Annotated in this window: 17 protein-coding genes and 1 tRNA gene; 5 read left to right on the top strand and 13 right to left on the bottom strand. The window is 73.1% G+C overall.

Going from position 1 to position 14,827, the window contains the following annotated elements; genetic code table 11:
* The first annotated feature begins 86 nt into the window (after positions 1 to 86).
* From ABZ806_RS27290 to ABZ806_RS27280, 3 genes are read left to right on the top strand one after another with little or no spacing between them, the layout of a single operon-like run.
* The gene (locus ABZ806_RS27290; RefSeq protein ID WP_500220247.1) at positions 87 to 518 is read left to right on the top strand and encodes a hypothetical protein; all 432 of its coding nucleotides are present in this window, start codon (positions 87 to 89) and stop codon (positions 516 to 518) included.
* Positions 519 to 536: 18 nt separating this feature from the next.
* Complete coding sequence (locus ABZ806_RS27285) at positions 537 to 947, top strand: peptidase inhibitor family I36 protein (RefSeq protein ID WP_500220246.1); 411 nt, start codon at positions 537 to 539, stop codon at positions 945 to 947.
* Positions 948 to 957: 10 nt separating this feature from the next.
* Positions 958 to 1,347 (top strand): peptidase inhibitor family I36 protein, encoded by a 390-nt coding sequence (locus tag ABZ806_RS27280; RefSeq protein WP_500220245.1) that lies wholly within the window; start codon positions 958 to 960, stop codon positions 1,345 to 1,347.
* A 48-nt stretch (positions 1,348 to 1,395) separates the two neighbouring features.
* Here the strand turns inward: ABZ806_RS27280 and ABZ806_RS27275 are convergent, their stop codons facing one another.
* The 3 genes from ABZ806_RS27275 to ABZ806_RS27265 form a co-directional block, all read right to left on the bottom strand.
* On the bottom strand, positions 1,396 to 2,217 hold the full coding sequence (locus ABZ806_RS27275) for an AfsR/SARP family transcriptional regulator (protein ID WP_500220244.1): 822 nt from the start codon (positions 2,215 to 2,217) through the stop codon (positions 1,396 to 1,398).
* A 154-nt stretch (positions 2,218 to 2,371) separates the two neighbouring features.
* Positions 2,372 to 3,115 (bottom strand): hypothetical protein, encoded by a 744-nt coding sequence (locus tag ABZ806_RS27270; RefSeq protein WP_500220243.1) that lies wholly within the window; start codon positions 3,113 to 3,115, stop codon positions 2,372 to 2,374.
* Positions 3,116 to 3,393: 278 nt separating this feature from the next.
* Positions 3,394 to 3,466: transfer RNA gene (locus ABZ806_RS27265), tRNA-Asn, on the bottom strand.
* Between the two features lie 143 nt (positions 3,467 to 3,609).
* Here ABZ806_RS27265 and ABZ806_RS27260 point away from each other — a divergent pair.
* Positions 3,610 to 3,882 carry a YtxH domain-containing protein gene (locus ABZ806_RS27260; RefSeq protein ID WP_500220242.1) on the top strand — a complete coding sequence of 91 codons (273 nt, stop codon included), beginning with the start codon at positions 3,610 to 3,612 and terminating at the stop codon, positions 3,880 to 3,882.
* Here the strand turns inward: ABZ806_RS27260 and ABZ806_RS27255 are convergent.
* From ABZ806_RS27255 to ABZ806_RS27210, 10 genes are all read right to left on the bottom strand, one after another.
* Positions 3,879 to 4,370, bottom strand: a complete 492-nt coding sequence (locus tag ABZ806_RS27255) for a hypothetical protein (RefSeq protein ID WP_500220241.1) — start codon at positions 4,368 to 4,370, stop codon at positions 3,879 to 3,881. The genes ABZ806_RS27260 and ABZ806_RS27255 overlap by 4 nt on opposite strands.
* Positions 4,371 to 4,387: 17 nt before the next feature.
* Positions 4,388 to 5,707 (bottom strand): amylo-alpha-1,6-glucosidase, encoded by a 1,320-nt coding sequence (locus tag ABZ806_RS27250; protein WP_500220240.1) that lies wholly within the window; start codon positions 5,705 to 5,707, stop codon positions 4,388 to 4,390.
* A gap of 123 nt (positions 5,708 to 5,830) precedes the next feature.
* Positions 5,831 to 6,637: an HAD family hydrolase gene (locus tag ABZ806_RS27245; RefSeq protein ID WP_500220239.1), complete on the bottom strand. Its 807-nt coding sequence runs from the start codon at positions 6,635 to 6,637 to the stop codon at positions 5,831 to 5,833.
* Positions 6,634 to 7,770, bottom strand: coding sequence for a cysteine protease StiP family protein (locus ABZ806_RS27240; RefSeq protein ID WP_500220238.1), 1,137 nt, complete (start codon positions 7,768 to 7,770; stop codon positions 6,634 to 6,636). Before ABZ806_RS27240 ends, ABZ806_RS27245 begins: the two co-directional genes overlap by 4 nt.
* The gene (locus ABZ806_RS27235) at positions 7,767 to 9,119 is read right to left on the bottom strand and encodes a phosphoribosyltransferase family protein (RefSeq protein WP_500220237.1); all 1,353 of its coding nucleotides are present in this window, start codon (positions 9,117 to 9,119) and stop codon (positions 7,767 to 7,769) included. The genes ABZ806_RS27240 and ABZ806_RS27235 overlap by 4 nt, the downstream gene beginning before the upstream one ends.
* Complete coding sequence (locus tag ABZ806_RS27230) at positions 9,116 to 10,285, bottom strand: HpcH/HpaI aldolase/citrate lyase family protein (protein WP_500220236.1); 1,170 nt, start codon at positions 10,283 to 10,285, stop codon at positions 9,116 to 9,118. The genes ABZ806_RS27235 and ABZ806_RS27230 overlap by 4 nt, the downstream gene beginning before the upstream one ends.
* Positions 10,286 to 10,302: 17 nt before the next feature.
* A complete protein-coding gene (locus tag ABZ806_RS27225) occupies positions 10,303 to 10,881 on the bottom strand; it encodes a TerD family protein (RefSeq protein ID WP_500220235.1) in 579 nt (192 codons plus the stop codon).
* A gap of 52 nt (positions 10,882 to 10,933) precedes the next feature.
* A complete protein-coding gene (locus tag ABZ806_RS27220) occupies positions 10,934 to 12,058 on the bottom strand; it encodes a DUF475 domain-containing protein (RefSeq protein WP_500220234.1) in 1,125 nt (374 codons plus the stop codon).
* A gap of 62 nt (positions 12,059 to 12,120) precedes the next feature.
* Complete coding sequence (locus tag ABZ806_RS27215; protein WP_500220233.1) at positions 12,121 to 12,699, bottom strand: TerD family protein; 579 nt, start codon at positions 12,697 to 12,699, stop codon at positions 12,121 to 12,123.
* Between the two features lie 97 nt (positions 12,700 to 12,796).
* The gene (locus tag ABZ806_RS27210) at positions 12,797 to 13,372 is read right to left on the bottom strand and encodes a TerD family protein (protein WP_500220232.1); all 576 of its coding nucleotides are present in this window, start codon (positions 13,370 to 13,372) and stop codon (positions 12,797 to 12,799) included.
* 196 nt (positions 13,373 to 13,568) lie between these two features.
* On the opposite strand from ABZ806_RS27210, the gene ABZ806_RS27205 reads away from it, so the two are divergent.
* A complete protein-coding gene (locus ABZ806_RS27205) occupies positions 13,569 to 14,819 on the top strand; it encodes a molecular chaperone DnaJ (RefSeq protein ID WP_500220231.1) in 1,251 nt (416 codons plus the stop codon).
* The last annotated feature ends 8 nt before the right edge of the window (positions 14,820 to 14,827 follow it).

Genomic DNA, 14,827 nt, shown 5'->3' with positions numbered 1-14,827 from the left:
GACCCCCGCGCGGGCGGCGATAAGAGTTCGATAACGGGCGTCCCTAGCGTGTCCGATATCCGAGCACATCGACGGGGAGAGAACGGATGACGACAACGCGCATCCTCGGGGCCGCCCTCGCGGCGGCCGCCGCGCTGGGAGCGGTGGCGCCGGCCGGGACGGCGTCGGCCGACGGCGCGCCGAGCACGGCACGAGCCGCCTGCTGGACGGACGCGAAGATCGACGGGAAGCAGTGGGTGCGGACGTTCGACAAGGCGTTCGCCAACCCGAACTACCTCAAGTGCGGGTCTCCCGTCGGCTACCTCTACCAGGGCGAGAACTACGTCTACTGCAAGAAGTGGGGCCAGGAGTACACGGGCGCCTACGGCACCAACCACTGGTGGCTGTACACCGACCTCGACCAAGGCGCCACGCGCGGCTGGGTGTCGGCCTACTTCCTGACGGGGGCCGGAAACGGCGACGACAAGGCCGTCGACATCAACGGCACGACCATCAAGACCTGCTCCAAGGTCTACTGACGGGGAAACGGGGAGACGATGAGCAAGATCAGGATCGGGCTGCTGGCCGGAGCGGTCGCTGCGGGGGCCGTCGCCGCCATGGCGCCGTCGGCCGCGCTGGCCGCCGCGCCCGCCGGCACGGCGGCCGCCACCGACGGGACCTGCCCGAAGGGCGACGTGTGCGTGTGGAGCGGCCGGAACGCCACCGGCACCCGCTGCAACTGGACCGGCGACGACCCCGACTGGCAGGGCGGGGCGATCCGCTGCCGGCCGTACGGGTTCAAGGTCAACAGCATCTGGAACAACGGGTACACGAGCAACCCGTACAACAAGGTGCGCTTCTTCAAGTACGCGGACTACAAGGGCGAGATCTCCGACCCGGTCTCCGTCACCGCCAAGCCGATCAACGCGGCGAACGTGTCCATCCGCTCGCACCAGTGGTCGAAGTAGGGAGGCGCCCATGCACGCGATCAGGATCGCGGTGGCCGGGGTGGCCGCCGCCGGGCTCACCACCGTCCTGGCACCGGTCACGGCCCAGGCCGACGCCGGCGCCGCCGCCTGGCAGGGCTCCTGCGCCAAGGGGGACTTCTGCGTCTGGAGCGGGCAGAACGGCACCGGCACCAGATGCGCCTGGGACGGCGACGACCCCGACTGGCGCGGCGGCGACGTCCAGTGCAATCCGAGGTTCCTCGTCGCGTCGTACTGGAACAACGGCTACACGGGTTCGTACAGCAAGGTGAAGGTGTACCACTTCGCCGGCTACGACGGTTACTGGGGCACCATCCCCGCCGGCAAGCGGAACAGCTTCTGGGAGGGGCAGCTCATGAACTCCCACAAGTGGGTGAACTAGCCTCCCCCCGCAGGGCCGCCGGGCACCGCGCCCGGCGGCCCTCCGCCGTCAGCAGGAGCGGACGCCCCGGACGGGCACCGCCGTGCGCCGCCACCGGACCGCGCGGCCCCGCCCCCGCAGCAGGCCGGGCTCCCCCGGCCGCACCAGCGGATCGTCCCGCAGGATCCCCAGCTGGAGTTCGCGCAGCTCGCGGCCCGGCTCCAGGCCCAGCTCCCCGGCCAGCCTCCGGCGCCCCTCCCGGTAGACGCCGAGGGCCTCGCCCTGCCGCCCCGCCCGGGCCAGCGCCAGCATCAGCAGCGCCCGCAGCCGCTCCCGGTACGGGTGCTCCTGCACCGCCCCGATGAGCTCGCCGACCAGTTCGCGGTGCCGGCCGAGGCCCAGCTCCACGTGCGCGGCCTCCTCGATCGCGGTCAGCCGCAGCTCCTCCCAGCGCAGCGCGGCCACCTCGATCGCGCCGCGGCCGAGGCCGGCGAGGACGGGGCCGTCCCACAGCGACAGCGCCGCCCGGAACCGCCCGGCGGCCTGCTCCAGCCGCCCCGCCGCGACGTCCCGGCGCGCCTCGCCGATCCGCTCCGCCGCCACCGAGGCGTCGATCACGCCCGCCTCCGCGGGCAGCCGGTACCCGGGCCGGACGGTCTCGATCACGCGCTCGCGGCCCGCGTCCCGGAAGGCCCGCCGCAGCCCCGACACGGCGATCGCGACCTGGGTGCGGGCCGAGGACGGCGGGCGGTCCCCCCACACGACGTCCACCAGCCGGTCCACCGGCACCGGCCGGTCCGCTTCGAGGAGGAGCGCCGCCAGCACCAGCCGGGCCCGGCCGCCGCCGAGGTCCACCGGCGCTCCCCCCACCCCGGCGCGCAGCGGTCCCAAGATCCGAAAGCTCACCCGTTCCGTCACCGTCGCCTCTCCCCTTCCATGGCGGTTCGATGCGGGGTGCGGGGTATGCCCCGAACGTTAGATGCCGGACCGCCCGGACAGTTCCGAGCGGCACCGTTCTGAACGTTCAGAACAACGAAGGCCCAGGTCAGCAGCGCCGGGTGATCGCGGGGTCGGGCGCCGCCCCGACCCGCAGCTCGGACGCGGGGACATAACCCCACCCGTGCAGTTCGGGCCGTCCCGTCGCGCGGTCGCCCTGCGTGTAGTACCAGACGTCGTTGCCGCCGGGATGCGCCTGGCCGCGCGTCCAGCAGATGAACCAGCTCGGATCGGTCTCCAGCACGGCGACCTCGGTGCCGAACGCCGCCCCCTCGTACACACCGACGCGGGGCCGGTTCGGGCACTGGAACATGTACGGCCACGTCCGCTGCGCCCGCGCGTCGTCGATGGTGCCGCTCAACCGCTGGCACCCCTCTTCGGAGCCGCCGCGGACGCCCACCCAGACCGCCCCGGCCACGACCACCACGCCGACACCCGCGACCGCGACCCAGCGGCCGCGCCGCCACCGTCCCCGCCCGCCGGCCGGGCCGGCCCCGGCGAGAAGCCGCCACTGCGCACTCCACCGCTCGGCCTCCGCCTCGGCCGAGGGCCATTGCGCGTACCGCAGGCACGCCTCGACGAACCGGACCGTGGCGGTCTCCGGCGGCATGGTCAGCGGGTTCCGGCCGATCAGCGTCGAGACGGCGGCGGGCGAGAGCCCGTCACTGCGCCCGCAGAGCGCGCGGTACTTGGGCCTTCCACACCATTCGTGCAGGGCACGGAGCTCAGCGGTGAACTCCGTCCAGGTGGAGGCGTCCTCGGGAGCGGGCGGGGAGCCGGGCAGAGCGGGCAAGAAGCACTCCTGGGGGGTCAGGCGGGGCGCACTCCCTGTGCCTACCCATCCACCCTCGACCAGCGAACCCACCAGGGCCACACATCTCGCCGGAGCCGTTATGAAGGCCAACGCCACGGACCCGATCAAACCCAACCCGTGCGCACGCCCCGAAAGGGGCGGGCGGGCGGGGGATGGCGGCGGCACCCGGGGGGCTCCGGGGGTCGCCCCCCGGAAAAACACTGCGGGCCGACGCGAAGGCGAGCCAAAGGCTCACCGAGCAGGGTGAGCCGCCTCGGCTCCCGCGATTGGACTCGAACCAATAACCTGCCGGTTAACAGCCGGCTGCTCTGCCGATTGAGCTACGCGGGATCGTGCGTCCGACGGGGTGTTTCCGCCCCTGTCGGCGGCACCAGGTTAGCGCATGTGGGGGGTCTTCGCGCACACGTCAGGGGTGGGGGCGCCGCTGACGGGTATGGGGGGTGTCACGATTCCGCCGTCAGTGGGAGTTGGACATGAAGACGCGCATGATGTTCATGGCAGGCGCCGCGGTCGGCTACGTCCTCGGGACGAAGGCCGGGCGCGAGCGGTACGAGCAGATCAAGCGGCTGTCGCAGCAGGTCTCGGAGAACCCGAACGTGCAGGAGGCGGCCGGGATGCTGCGGGCCAAGGGCGAGGAGTTCGCCGGTGCGGCGCGCGGCAAGGCGAACCATCTGAAGGACCGGGTGCCCGAGCAGGTGCCCGGGCGCGGCAAGGCCGAGGACCAGCCGACGGCGTACCCGGGTTAGAGGCCGGTCTGGCGGCGCAGTTCCTCCAGGGCCTGTTCGGCCTGGGCGCGCAGCCCCGGGTCGGACGGGTCGAGGCCCGCGTCGAAGACGAAGGTCCAGCGCACGTCGCCGCCGGCGGCGGGGCGCCGGGCCGCTATGCGGACCTTGCCGCCGGGGAGTTGCACGTGGTGGCTGACGGCGATGGTGGCGGTGACGCGTTCCCGGACGGTTTCGGGGACGGAGCCGGGGTCGGTGAGCCGGACGTGGTGTTCGGGGCCGGCGGAGGTCTCGTGGACGTGGAGCCACCCGTCCTTCCAGGTGGCGTGGTCGACGTGTTCCCAGGGGATGCGGGTGAAGCCGCCTGCGGGGTCCGGGACGTGCAGGGCCGTGGTGGTGGCGATGACGTGGGATCCGCCTCGCGTGGGGGCGGTCGCGAGGACGCGTTCGCCGCGGTCGAGGGTGAGCGCGGCGCGGACTTCGGCGGGCAGGGTGCCCCGGAGCAGGCGCATGTCCTCACGGTAGGCGATCAGGCGGCCTGGGGGGCACGGCGGGCCCCGAGGAGGTCGAGGACGAGCGCGGCGGACCAGGCGTAGTCGTGGCTGCCGCGTCCGGTGCCGTCGAAGGGGTCGAAGAACTCCCGGAAGCCGGACTGGCGGACGAGCCGCATGGTGGAGCCGTAGAGCAGGTCGGCGACGACGGGCAGGCCGTGGCCGAGGGCGCCGTACCAGACGAGCCAGTTGGTGCTGATCCAGGTGGGGCCGCGCCAGTAGCCGCCGCGGTCGAAGGCGGGGGCCTGGATGTCGCAGCTGGGGACGGGGTAGCCGGCGGCGCCGGCGAAGCGGGCGGACAGCAGGAGGTCGACGAGGCCGCGGACGATGGGGGCGGGCAGTTCGGGGTCGAGGAGGGGGCCGAAGGAGCCGACGGTGATGACGGGCAGCAGCCGGTCGTCGCGCAGGTCGCGGGCGCGGAAGCAGCCGGTCTCGGGGTCCCAGAGGCGGTCGAGGACGGCGCGGTGGACGCGGTCGGCGTGTTCGCGGTGCGGGGCGGGGTCGGCGCCGATGATCTCGGCGATGCCGGCGAGGGCGTGGGTGGAGGCGAGGTAGACGGCGTTGACCAGGGGGTCCTCGACGGCGAACGGGTGCGCTTCGCGGAGGTAGCCGGGCCGGTAGCCGGCCTCCCGCATGAGGGCGACGAGGCGGACGTAGCGGTCGTAGTCCTCGCCGGTGGGGAGGGTGCGGGGGCGCTGCGCGGGCGCGTAGGAGGACGGCGGGAGCCGCAGGGCGGCCAGCGGCCGGTCCCAGGCGGGGCTGTTGTCGAGCCCGGACTCCCAGGGGTGGCAGATCGCGATGAGGCCGCTGGAGTCGAGGTCGCGGGCGCGGGCGAGGTAGCGGTGCTGGGCGGTCAGCATCGGGTAGAGGCGGGCGAGGAACGCGCGGCTGCCGTCGAGGTCGGTGGCGCATTCGTGGAGGCGGAGGGCGGCGAGGGCGTGCAGCGGCGGCTGGGTGAGCCCGGAGGTGTGGACGCCGCGCGGCGCGTCCGGCTGCCGTTCGCTGCGCCACAGGTCGGGGCCGGGGAAGAACGCGCGCCGGGCGAGGCTCGTGTTGAAGACGATGTGCGGGAGCATCCCGTCGGCCCACTGGCCGCGGAAGAGGGAGAGCAGTTCGGCTTCGGCGCGGTCACGGCGGTGGCGGGCGAGGCCCATGCTGATGAACGCCGCGTCCCAGCTCCACTGGTGGGGGTAGAGGCCGGGCGACGCGGCGGTGGCCGTTCCCGTCCAGTTGGCGTCGAGGACCCTGGCCGCGGCCTTCCACAGCGCGGTCTCGTCACCGGTGAGGCGGGAGCTCATGTGGTCCAGGTGACCTCCTCGGTGGGAGAGGGGCTCACCATGATTGTCACCTCAGATCGCGGCGGCGGCGACCCCTGCGGGAGTGTCGATTCTCTACGGGGGCGGGAGGGGCGTCGTGATTTTTCACGGTTCCGTCGCACGTTCCAGGAGCCATTCCGCGATCTCCTCGCCCGCGGCGATGCCGCGGGCGGCGGTGACGGTGGTGCGGGGGGACGTCCAGCCGGTGTCGTGCAGTTCGCCGTGGGCGGGACGGACCGCCAGGTCGGCGGCTTCGAGCAGTTCGATGTCGAGGAGGGAGTCCCCGGCGGCCAGCGTCGTGGACGCCCCGGTGCGGCGGGCGACCTCCTCGGCGGCGGCGGCCTTGGTGAGGCGGGCGGGCAGGCAGTAGACCTTGCGGCCTTGCAGGGACGTCCGCCAGCCGCGTTCGGCGCACCAGCCGGTGAGGTCCTCGACCCACCCGGCGGGCAGTGCGGACCTGTCGACGACCGTGTAGGCGAACAGGTCGGACGCCGTGCGCTGCTTCAGCACGAAGTCGCCGCCCGACTGGGCGAGATGGTGCTGGACGTCCGCGAGCGGCGCGCACCCGTCCGCGATGCGGGCACGGACGGTCTCGGCCCATGCCGGGTCGTCCTCGCCGTCCACGAGGAGGTGGCCGCCGTTCGCGCAGATGGCGTACGCGGGCGGCTTCTCCAGCAGGTGGACACGCCGGTACTGCTCCGGTGTGCGCGTCGTCGTGGGGACGAGCGTCGCGGCCGTCGCGAGGGTTTCCAGCGTGCGCGCGGAAGCCTCGGTCATGTAGGAGAGCGGCGCGCCCTGGTAGAACTCCACGCACAGCAGGCGGGGCATCGCCTCATCGGGCCCGTCCAGGGCGAACGCGGCCGCTGAGTAGATGAGCGTACGGTCGAGGTCCGAGCACACCAGGACGGTCACTGAACGGCTCCCTGGCCGAAGCGAGGATGGATGAACCCCATGCACGCGTAGGGGAACCGGTCGGGCTCGACCTCGTGGACGGGCACGCCGCGTTCGCCGGCGAGCAGCCGGATGTGCGTCACCTCGGGACCGGCGTCGGCCCGTACGAACACCTTCCACGGGACGCGCCGCAGCAGTACCCGCGTCGTCTCCCCGATGCCCGGCTTGACGAGGTTGAGGTCGTCGATCCCCTCCGCCTCGGCACAGCGCCGGACGGCCTCCCAGCCGGACCAGTCGGGCGCGCGGTCGGCGGCGCGGAGTTCGGGCAGGTCCTTGGCGACGCGTTCGGCGACGTCCGGGAACCGCGCGGCGACGGCGTCGAGGAACACCGCCGACACGTCGTCGCCCGCGAGGTCCCGGTAGAACTTCGCGCCGTGGAAGTCGCCGGGCCCGATGAGGGAGTCGTTCAGGACCGTCCGGCTGACCAGGCCCGACACCGTCGAGTTGAGGCACGCGGACGGGATCAGGAAGTCGTCGCGCGTCCCGTAGAGCGGCGTGCACCGCCCCGGGTCGGCGAGGACCGCGAGGTCGGGGCGGAACGGGTGCGGCGCCAGCGCGGCGGTCAGCTCCCGCGTGATCGCGCCCTTGCCCGTCCAGCCGTCCACGAACATCACGGACGCGGGGTCGTGGTGCCCGGCGAGGTATCGCAGCGCCGCGGTGTCGATGCCCCGGCCCCGGACGATGCTGGCGGCGTAGTGCGGGACGTCGAGGCCGTGCGCGTACCGCGCCCAGCGGCGCATCAGGATCCCGACGGGCGTCCCGGCCCGCGCCAGCGACACCAGGACGGCGCCCGGTCCGCGCTCGGCGAGGATCATCTCGGTGACCAGCCCGGTCGCGTACGCGAGCCGCTCCGCCGACGCGTCCAGGGCCCGGTGGAACAGCCGCCGGTACTCCGGGCCGGGCTGGTACTCGACCGGCAGCGACTCGGCGTAGTGGGCGCGCCCCGCCTGGATCGCCGCCTCCCGCTCCTCCGTGGAAGCCTCCAGGCTCACGTGCGAGAGGTCCTTGAGCAGCCAGGCGACGTCCTCCGCCGGGTAGCTGCCGAAGGACGGCCCGTACAGCGGCCCGTGCACCGGCCCGTCCAGCGGCTTCACGAATCCCTCCCATGGGCGGGGACGACGGCGAGCAGTACCGGCGCGAGCGCGCGCAGCCGTTCCAGGAGGCCGCCGGCGAGCGCCTCGGTGTCGCCGGCGTCGTCCACCACGAAGATGATCTGGTCGAACCCGCGCTGACCGGAGCCGGCGACCACGTTGTAGGCGTACCGCTCCCCCGGCCCATCGGCGGGCTCGTCATGCGAGGGGAACACCAGCCGCGTTCGTATCGCGTAACCGGGGTCGTCCACGGCGAGCACGGGCGAACGCGTGGTCGTCGAGTAGCGGACGTCCACGGACGGCAGCGCGTCGGCAAGCGCCTCCGCGAGACGCAGCGGCGTGTACATCAGCTCCTCGAACCCCAGCACGAGCACCCGCGAGACGTCGCCGAGCCCCGCGGCGAGGACGTCGGCCATCCGGGCGAGGTCCTTCTCCAGCCGCGCCCGATGCTCGGGCCGGAAGCCGTGCCGTCCGCCGTCGGGCAGCCCGGCGGGCCACTCCAGCTCCGCCCGCGCCACCTCGAACGGCGGCCCGTCCGGGACGGCGGAACCGCCGGGCAGGCCCGCCACGAGGGCCTGCCCCGCCTCCAGGACGCCTTCGGGAAGCTCGACCCGCCCCCGGGCCAGCGCGACGGCGTCGATGCGGGCGCCCAGCCGGCCGGCGAGATCGTCCATGCGCGCCCGGTCCTCGGCGCCGCGCAGGTCGACCAGTGCCGCCAGGACGTAATGGCCCCTCGGCCGGACGGCGTGCAGTGCCTCGATGGTGTTCAGCACCGTCCGGCCCGTGGACAGCTCGTCGTCGACCAGCACCACCGGCACGTCCCGGTCGAGCATCGCCGGGTCGGCGGGCAGCAGCAGATGGCTCGTGGCGTGGCTGTGCTCCTCCTCGAACCCGCCGTAGGTCGCGAATCCGGGCACGGGACGCCGCGTCGAGTGCAGGTAGTAGGCGCCGCCCAGCGCGTCCGCCACGGAATGCCCCAGGGCGGTGGCGGTCTCGGCGTAGCCGAGGACGATCGCGTCCACGGGGACCCGGGGCGCGCGCATGAGGTCGCGCAGCGCGGCGGCGGCCCCCGGCGCCCCGTCCAGCGCGTCCGGCAGGAGCGGACCGGGACCGGCCGCCTCCTCGCCCCGCAGGCGCCCGCGCACCAGCTCGCCCAGCAGCAGCCCGGACCCGTAGACGAGCCGGGGATCGGTCGGGACGTGCTTGCCCAGCACGGCCGACACCAGCAGGTGCGCGCGGCGCGGATTGCGGCGCACGGCCAGCCCCACGAGGGACGACAGCCCGGCCCCCACCGGGCGGGAGCCGTCCGCGAGCCGCACCCCGAGGCGCGAGGAGACCCAGGAGGACGTCACCGGCTGCCCGCCGCTTCCAGCAGCTCGACGAACGTGACGCCCTCCGCCGCGACCCCGAACACGCGCGCCCGCAGCATCAGCCGCTGCGCCCACGCGCGGTGCGGTTTCGCCTCGTTCATCTTGTTGGCGTACGAACTGGCCATCGCCCCGCCTCCGGCGACGCCGAGGATGTCGGCGGCGTCGCAGTACTCCTCGTGCGTCACGACCGACAGGGCGTGCACGGCCGCGACATGGCTCGGATGGATCACGGTCTTCCCGAGCAGGCCGTTGGCCTTGTCCAGGTGGACCTCGCGGATCAGCCCGTCCAGGTCCGCGGTGATCAGCCGCTGCCGCAGCGGCGCCGCCTGCTGCGCGTCGAACGGCGACTGGCGCAGCTGCGGCTTGAACATCCGCTCCCCCGCCGAGAAGTACTCCCACACCGGCCCGGTCACCACGTACCCGGTGCCGTCGGCGCGGCCGAGCACGTTCACCACGTCGCAGATGACGCCGGCGACGGGCCGGATGTCGTAGATCGTGAGGTCGGGCGGGCGGCGCAGCCCGTACGCCGCCGACATGTCCGTGGCGCCGAGCCGGACGGCGAGGATCCGCGAGCGGTGCTTGGCCAGCAGCCGCGCGATGTCGTCCAGCATGTCCGCGCGGGTCTCGGCGTACACCGCCTCCGGGCTCTCGATCACCGGCATCGCGAGCAGCCGCTGCCCGGTGCGGGCGGCGGCGTCCGCCAGCGCGTCGAGGAACGCGCCGCCGTCCGCCGGGGTGAACTTCGGCAGCACGAACCCGCTGACCAGCGCGGCGGCGCCGCCGAGCCGGCCGAGCAGGTCGCCGATCTGCCGGGGGTCGCGGATCCGGACGAACAGCAGCGGCACCTCCGCGCCGCGCTCCCGGCAGGCCGCGTCCAGGTCGCGGAGCTGCGCGACCAGGTTCGCCTCGCCGGCCTCGACCTCGTCGTCGCCGATCGCGTCCTCCAGGCACACGACCATGCTCATCACGCCCCGCCGCGCGGACCGCTCGATGTCGGCGGCGAGGCCGGGCCGGGTGGCGGGGCTGTACAGCGTCGCGCCGAGCGCCACCGCCAGCACCGCCGGGTCGCCGTGCCGGTCGAACGGGCGCGGATGCCGGTAGAACAGGTGCTTGCGCCGGGCGGTGTCGATGTGGTCGAAATGCCGCATGGACGGCTGTCAGCCCGTCACAGGTGGGCGGACACGGCCGGCAGCAGGTGCTGGAACGTGCGGCCGGTCGCGGTCGCGCCGATCGCCGTCATCGACCAGCCCTGCCCGTCCCGCGCCACCTTGGCCATGATCTGCGCGTTGTGCTGGCCGGCGCCGCTCAGGTCGTAGCGGGCGATCTCCTCGCCGGTGCCCTCGTCCACCAGCCGGCAGAACGCGTTCGCGATCTGCGAGAAGTCCTGCCCGGTGAAGGAGTTGACCGTGAACACCAGCTGGACGACGTTCGCGGGGACGCCCTGCAGGTCGACGTTGATGACCTCGTCGTCGCCCTCGCCCGCGCCGGTCAGGTTGTCGCCGGTGTGCTGGACGGACCCGTCCTTGCTGCGCAGCTGCCGGAACCACACCTGGTCGGCGAGGTTCCCGGCGGCGTCGAACAGCAGGCAGGACGCGTCCAGGTCGATCGACTGGGCCTTGCCCTTGCCGAACAGGCCCTTCTTGGCGACGGCGTCCCAGCCGAGCCCCATCCGGACCCGGCTGAGGGTGCCGCCGCCTGGTTTGGCGAGCGAGACCTTCTGCCCCTTCTGCAGCGAGATCGACATCGTTCGGCTCCTTCGGTGGATCGATGCTGGTCGCGGGGTGGGGTCGGCCGGGTCAGACGTTGCTGGAGTGCAGCTGCTTGTCGCCGCCGGACGGCGAGCCGGAGGCGTCCCCGTCCGCGCCGCGGTTGCGGACGATGGAGCTGACGAACGCCGCGATGATCAGCCCCGCGCCGAGCCCGCCGGTGATCCACTCGGGCACGTGGTGGCCGATGCTGATCAGCATGCAGGTCGCGAGCGCGCCGATCGCCCAGTGCGCGCCGTGCTCCAGGTAGACGTACTCGTGCAGGGTCCCCTTGCGGACGAGGAAGACCGTCAGGGACCGGATGTACATGGCGCCGATGCCGAGGCCCAGCGCGATGACGATCGGGTCGGTGCTGATCGCGAACGCGCCGATGACGCCGTCGAAGCTGAACGAGGCGTCCAGCACCTCCAGGTACAGGAACAGGAAGAACCCGGCCTTGCCGGTGGCCAGCGCCAGCGAGCTCGGCCCGGACTTCGCCGGTGCGGCCGCGCGCTCCTCGCCGTCGCCGTCCTCGTCCTCCTCGTCGTCCCCGCTCGCCTCGGAGAACAGCTCGCCGAGCCCGTTGACCAGGATGTAGGTCACCATGCCGAGCACGCCCGCGATCATGACGTTGCCCGGGTCCTCGGCGGTCAGCCACGCCACCAGCGCCAGCGAGCCGCCCGCGACGACCACCGCGAGCTGGTCGAGCTTGCCGATGCGGGCCAGCGGCCGCTCCAGCCACGGCAGCCACTTCTCCGCGCGCTCCTCGAACACGAAGTTCAGGAACAGCATCATCAGGAACATGCCGCCGAACGCCGCGATCATCGGGTAGGCGCCGTTCATCAGCTCGTGGTAGCGGTGCTGGTCGTTGAGCGCGAGGTCGAACGCCTCGACCGGCCCCAGCTTCGCGGTGATGCCCACGATCAGCAGCGGGAAGACCAGCCGCATGCCGAACACCGCGATCGCGATGCCGACGGTGAGGAAGATCTTCTGCCAGAAGGGGCTCATCCGGTCGAGCACCTTGGCGTTGACCACGGCGTTGTCGAACGACAGCGAGATCTCGAGGATCGCCAGCACGGCGACCAGGGCCAGCCCGGTCGGCCCGTCGTAGAAGAAGGCGGCCAGCAGCCCGAGGGCCGTGATGCCGAAGGACCAACCGAAGGTGCGAAGAATCATGCGCGTATCTCTGCTAGTGAGGACGGCCGGGCGTGGCGGCCGCGTGCGGGGTGCGCCGGCCGTCAGCCGACGTTGACGCCGAAGTCCGTGGCGATACCCGCCAGACCCGAGGCGTACCCCTGTCCGACGGCCCTGAACTTCCACTCGCCGTTGTGGCGGTACAGCTCGCCGAAGACCATCGCCGTCTCGGTGGAGGCGTCCTCGGTGAGGTCGAAGCGGGCGAGCTCGTTGCCGTCGGTCCGGTTGACGATCCGGATGAAGGCGTTGCGGACCTGCCCGAAACTCTGGTTCCGGTTGTCGGCGTCGTAGATCGACACCGGGAACACGATGCGGTCGCACTCGACCGGCACCGCGTTGAGGTCGACGTTGATCGACTCGTCGTCGCCCTCGCCCTCACCGGTGAGGTTGTCGCCGGTGTGCTCGACCGAGCCGTCCGGGCTCTTCAGGTTGTTGAAGAACACGAAGTGGTGGTCGGACATGACCTTGCCGGTGCCGCCGAGCATCAGCGCGGACGCGTCCAGGTCGAAGTCGGCGCCGGTGGTGGCGCGGACGTCCCAGCCGAGGCCGACGGTCACCGCGGTGAGGTTGGGGGCGGCCTTGGTCAGCGAGACGTTGCCGCCCTTGGCGAGTGAGACTCCCATGTTCGGGCCGTTCCCTTCCTGGTGTTCCTGTTCGGTTGCGCGGCACGGGGGGCCGCGGGATCGGGCGTTCCGGCCGGTCGCCCGGCCGGACGCCCGATCAGAGGTTGACGCCGAAGTCCGCCGCGATGCCGGCCAGCCCGGAGGCGTAGCCCTGGCCGACCGCGCGGAACTTCCACTCGGTCCCGTTGCGGTACAGCTCGCCGAAGACCATCGCGGTCTCCATCGAGGCGTCCTCGGACAGGTCGTAGCGGGCCATCTCGACGCCGTCGGCCTGGTTCATCACCCGGATGTAGGCGTTGCGGACCTGCCCGAAGTTCTGCCCGCGGCTGTCGCCGTCGTAGATCGACACGGCGAACGCCACCCGCTCGGCCCCGGCCGGCATCGCACCGAAGTTCACCTTGAGCTGCTCGTCGTCGCCCTCGCCCGCGCCGGTGGTGTTGTCGCCGCTGTGCTCGACCGCGCCGTCGGGGGTGCGCAGGTTGTTGAAGAAGACGAAGTGCTGGTCGGTGATGATCTTGCCGGAGCCGTCCAGCACCATGGCCGAGGCGTCGAGGTCGAAGTCCGTGCCGGTCGTGGTGCGCAGGTCCCAGCCGAGACCGACGATCACCGCGGTGAGTCCGGGTGCCTGCTTGGTGAGCGAGACATTGCCGCCCTTGCTCAGGCTGACGGGCACGATGGGCCTCCAAGATCGCATGCTGTGGCGGACGCCGACCCGGCGCCCAGCATTATCGACGTAGCAGCGATGCTATCCGTTCCATGCGTTGTGAACCTGTGACGGCATTCCACGTCACACCGGGCGGTCGCGCGCACCCGGGGCGCGAAACACCGGCCGTCTGGGCCAGACTGGGCAGGGACGAGAGGAGGCCGCGTTGCGGGGACCGGGCGACCAGCGCCGCCGGGGCGGCCGGGGTGCGCAGGCGGCTGCCGCGGCGACCGAGGCCAGGGAGGCGGCCGCGACCGCCTTCTACGACATGGACCAGGCGCAGAAGTACATCGACGGGCGCGTCACCGTCTTCGAGGACCTGGACGCGGCCGCCGCCGCGCCCGTCCGGCGGGAGTTCGGCCTGCTGTCGGAGTCGGCCGACGCCGCGTCGGTCGCCTACATCTCCGTCCTGGACGCGCACGACCTCGATGACCGGGACCGGTCACCGGCCGAGTACGACGCGGCCCGCCGCGCGTTCGTCGCGTCCGCCGAGCGGCTGGGGCAGGTCACCGGGAACCTGAACGGGTTCGCCGAGCGGCTCGCCCCCAAGATGGCCCGGCTGGAGGCGGCCCTCGACCAGCTCCCGCCCCGGCTGACCGCCGCCCGGGACGCCGTGGCCGCCGCCGGCGCCGCGCTCGCCGCCGCGAAGGACGCGGGGATGGACGCCTCCGAGCCGGAGGCCGAGCTCGCCCGCGCCAGGGAGATCCTCGCGCGACTCGGCTCCAAGGGGCTCGGCGGCGTCGGGCTGGACGGCGCGATCCGCCGGGCCGAGGAGGCCCGCGAGATCGCCGGGCGGGCCCGGGAGGCCGCCGCGGAGCTGCCGCAGCTCGCGCAGAAGGTGCGCAACTCGCTCGCCTCCGTCCGGACCCGGTCGGACGCCGTCGCGAACCGGGCCGGGCCCGTCCGGGAGGCGATGCGGGTGCTGCTGCGCGGCTACTCACAGGCCTGCTGGCAGGATCTCAGGGGCGCGCCCGAGGCCATCGAGGGGGCCGTCACGCGGGCCCGGGAGCGGCTGAACGAGGCGTCCGCGCACGTCTCGCGCACCGAGTGGAAGGAGGCGCAGCGGGCGCTCACCGCCGCGCGCACCGAGCTGAACGCCGCGGACCGCCGGGCCGGCCAGGTCACTGGCCGGGTGGAGGAGCTGAAGGAGGTCGCCGCGGACCCGGCGAAGCCCGCGGAGAAGGCCCAGTTCGCCGTCCGCGACGCGCAGCGGCTGGCCATGGCCCAGCCGGGCGGTGCCCCGCCGCAGCACGCCCGGGTGCTCGACGGGCTCGTCGAGCGGCTGGAGAACGCGCCGAAGCGGCTCACCGGCGTCCACCCCGACTACTGGGCCTACCTCCAGGAGCTTGAGGCGATCAAGACCGCCGCCGGCGACGTGGTGAGCCGCATCCGCGCCGAACGCGCCGGGCCGGGGTAGCCGCTAGG

The sequence above is a fragment of the Spirillospora sp. NPDC047418 genome (assembly GCF_040643275.1).
Lineage (GTDB): Bacteria > Actinomycetota > Actinomycetes > Streptosporangiales > Streptosporangiaceae > Spirillospora.
The sequence above is the reverse complement of the archived record's forward strand: the minus strand, read 5'-3'. Positions and strand labels throughout refer to the sequence as shown.